This is a genomic window from Empedobacter sp. UBA7611, from assembly GCF_002484365.1.
Classification (GTDB): Bacteria; Bacteroidota; Bacteroidia; order Flavobacteriales; family Weeksellaceae; genus Empedobacter; species Empedobacter falsenii_B.
Window position 1 is genome coordinate 1 of record NZ_DLJR01000072.1, and the last position, 3,129, is coordinate 3,129.

At 33.2% G+C, this 3,129-nt stretch carries 4 protein-coding genes; all 4 read right to left on the reverse strand.

Features of this window, described 5'->3' with window-relative positions; translation table 11 throughout:
* Nucleotides 1–37: 37 nt before the first annotated feature.
* Genes B3R94_RS12730 through B3R94_RS12745 form a run of 4 tightly spaced genes read right to left on the reverse strand, consistent with a single transcriptional unit; the run spans nucleotide 38 to nucleotide 2,677 of the window.
* Nucleotides 38–439, reverse strand: coding sequence for an OsmC family protein (locus B3R94_RS12730; RefSeq protein ID WP_038337024.1), 402 nt, complete (start codon nucleotides 437–439; stop codon nucleotides 38–40).
* Nucleotides 440–442: 3 nt separating this feature from the next.
* Nucleotides 443–1,162, reverse strand: a complete 720-nt coding sequence (locus B3R94_RS12735; RefSeq protein ID WP_038337025.1) for a hypothetical protein — start codon at nucleotides 1,160–1,162, stop codon at nucleotides 443–445.
* Nucleotides 1,163–1,203: 41 nt separating this feature from the next.
* Nucleotides 1,204–2,175 carry a peptide-methionine (S)-S-oxide reductase MsrA gene (gene msrA, locus B3R94_RS12740; protein WP_038337052.1) on the reverse strand — a complete coding sequence of 324 codons (972 nt, stop codon included), beginning with the start codon at nucleotides 2,173–2,175 and terminating at the stop codon, nucleotides 1,204–1,206.
* A gap of 7 nt (nucleotides 2,176–2,182) precedes the next feature.
* On the reverse strand, nucleotides 2,183–2,677 hold the full coding sequence (locus tag B3R94_RS12745; RefSeq protein WP_038337026.1) for a peroxiredoxin family protein: 495 nt from the start codon (nucleotides 2,675–2,677) through the stop codon (nucleotides 2,183–2,185).
* Nucleotides 2,678–3,129 lie beyond the last annotated feature (452 nt).

The window sequence follows — 3,129 nt, forward strand, 5'->3', positions numbered from 1 at the left end:
AGACGAAAGCTTAGTTATTAGTGGCAGTGCATTTGATTTAAAGCGTTATAGGCATTATATCCCATTCGCTATTTAACAAACGGTGGATATAACAACGGTCGGCTTGTTTTATCAATTCTTCTTTCTGCTCTTCGGAAAGATTACCTTCAATAATCATTTTAATTTGAATAGTGGTTTTTAGTCCACCTTCTCCTCGTGCTACTTCCTGTACAAGTTCGGCTGTTACATTGCCAACTTCCCAATTATTCTTTCGGGCAATGAAGCGTACTGTGCCAACTTTACACATCGCTAATCCACTTAATATTAATTCAGAAGGTGCCAGCCCCAAGTCAGTTCCTTTGCTTGCGATAGGTTCGTCACCAATAATAGTGTGCTTACCATTAGTAATAATACTTTGGTAGCCTTCTTCAATGTTTTTAATTTTGATTACTGTTGCCATTTTTTATATAAATTTAGATTCTAGAAATTTAATTTTTTCAAATATTACAGGTGGATAATATGAGTGGGCTTCTGCACAAATAGTGCATTTTCCAGTTTTAATATTAATATCGTCATCAAGGTCTTGATAAGGAAAAATATTGAATAATAATTCGTGTTGCAAAAGAGTTCTATAAAATAAAATATGTTGTGATTTTGAAGAAATAGTATCAATGCGATTGAATAATTCTTCTGCACTTTTCAAAATACTCAATAATTCTCTCACACCATCATACATAAGCACATCGTCTGTACTATGAATATCTACTTTCATTTGTTCTAAATCATTTAAAAAGCATTTTATGGCTCTTCGTCCATACAAAAGTTGCTTTCTGTCTTCATTTGAAAATTCGTAACTGAAATTTTTAATCATATCCTGAAAAAATGAATAGAAAACCTGTATTTGTTCAATGTTATGCTGCTCTTGCTCTTTTTGGTTGTCTTGTTCTATTTGATTTTGAACAATTGTGTTAGCTGAAAGTTGTGCTTTCAAAGCTAAATATAAGAGTATGGAGCCTATAAGTTGAGAAATAGGGTTGGTAATACCTCCGATAGCATCTCCAACAACACCATAGCTTCCTATACCCGTTTTATCGAGTATTGGAAGTAATAATGGGAATAAAAATGTAAAAACAACTCCAAATATGAGTAGCCATTTTGCATTTTTATCAAGATTATTTTCCATTCTTTATTTTATTCTTAAAAAGATTCATTAAAGTTTGCTCATCATCTTTTTAATTTGTCCTTATACATTTTTTTCAACTTATCTAGTTTTGGATTTATTACTGCAGTACAATATCCAGCTTCGCTATTGCGATTGTAATAATCTTGGTGATTTGCTTCCGCCTTATAAAAATGTTCAAACATTTTTACCTCTGTTACTATCATATCATCGTAGGCAGATTGAACCTCTTCTATTGTTTTTAATGCTTGTATTTTTTCTTCTTCGGTTCTGTAAAAAATAATGCTACGGTATTGTGTTCCTCTATCAGCACCTTGTTTATTTATAGTCGTAGGATTGTGAGTAGTTAAATGAATTTTTATTATATCTTCAAAACTAATTTCAGAAGGTAAATAAGTAATTTCAATTACTTCAGCGTGACCAGTAGTTCCAGAACAGACTTCTCTATATGTAGGATTTATAATTTCACCACCACTATAACCACTCTCTACATTTACAACTCCTTTTAATTGCTGAAACATAGCTTCTGTGCACCAAAAACAACCACCACCAAATGTAACTTTTTTCTCATCAGATTTTACTTTTTTCAGAGCAACAGCATTTATGCAAAACCGTAATCCACTTGGCATAGGACCATCTTGGAATACATGTCCCAAATGTGCATCGCAAGTACTACAAGTTGCCTCAATTCTGTACATACCAAACGTAACATCTTTGATATAATTGATTACATTCTCTTTTATTGGTTGTGTAAAGCTTGGCCACCCTGTGCCACTTTGAAATTTTTCTTCGCTGTCAAAAAGTACAGTGTTACAACAAACACAGGCATATTTGCCGGGTTCAAACAAATTGCACATTTCGGAGCTATGAGCTCTTTCTGTTCCTTTTTTACGAGTTACGTAAAATTGTTCTTCGGTAAGAAGTGATTTCCATTCCTCTTCCGATTTTTCTATTCTTTGGTCTGGGTTAAGATTGCCATTATTGGCTAATCTTATTACATCTATCCATTTTTGCATATAAAATTTATTTAATTGTTTGTAAAAATTCAATTGCTTTTTCGGTATTCAAATGAAAATCATTGAATACTACTTTTCCTTCTTGGTTTATAAAAATAAACCAAGGAGTTCCTCCTGTTCTGTAATGATACATTACGCTAGAAACATTCTGTGTATTTTCGTTTCCTTCATCTTGCCCAAAAGGAATTTCTAGTTTATACTGCCTTTGTGTTTCTTTCAACTTTTCAAAAGTATTTTGACTTTTCCCTTCAAAGACTGTTTGAATAGCAAAGAATCTAATAGATTCTTTATTTTTCAATGCTGAAACCATCTGTTGTAAAGAAGGCAAGCCAATTTTATGGCAACCTGGACACCAACTTTGGAAGCAATACAATACAATAAATTTCCCTCTGTAATTTGAAAGTTGTATAGGTTCTGTATCTATGCCATAAGAATCTACCCATTTAAATCTTTCCAGTTCTGGAGCGAAAAGTCCTTCAATGCCGTATTTTTGATTATTCATTTTTCATTTTGTTTATAAGTAATTTAAACACAGATTTAGTATATCTAACGTATTCATTAGTTTTTAAGTCAAATCCTATCCATTTATAGTGGTTTCCGTATGGACATAATGGAGCATTTGTTTCGCTTCCACTACGTAATTCGTATCTATTTGGATCTATATCATATTCTACTTTTCTTATCCTTTTCAATTCAGGTTTCATTGTTCCTTGTTTTGGCTTGGCATTGCCACTAACGAGCCGCGGCTTGGCGACGTGCGGGCTTGAATTGAGCGAAAGTTCAATTCAGAACCGAACGAAGCAAAAGCTGTGGCTTTTGGTAAATTTAATAAAAAAACAAAAGCAAAACAGCTTTTGCGGATAAAATAGGCGAGAAGATCAATTTTGTACTTAACCCCGCATTTTGCCAAGCCGATGTTGAACTAAACCTCCAGTAGCTTTCGCTGCGATGATT

Coding starts and splice junctions, on each gene's coding strand:
- B3R94_RS12730 (WP_038337024.1), bottom strand. CDS start 439: ATGGCAACAGTAATCAAAATTAAAAACATTGAAGAAGGCTACCAAAGT.
- B3R94_RS12735 (WP_038337025.1), bottom strand. CDS start 1,162: ATGGAAAATAATCTTGATAAAAATGCAAAATGGCTACTCATATTTGGA.
- msrA (WP_038337052.1), bottom strand. CDS start 2,175: ATGCAAAAATGGATAGATGTAATAAGATTAGCCAATAATGGCAATCTT.
- B3R94_RS12745 (WP_038337026.1), bottom strand. CDS start 2,677: ATGAATAATCAAAAATACGGCATTGAAGGACTTTTCGCTCCAGAACTG.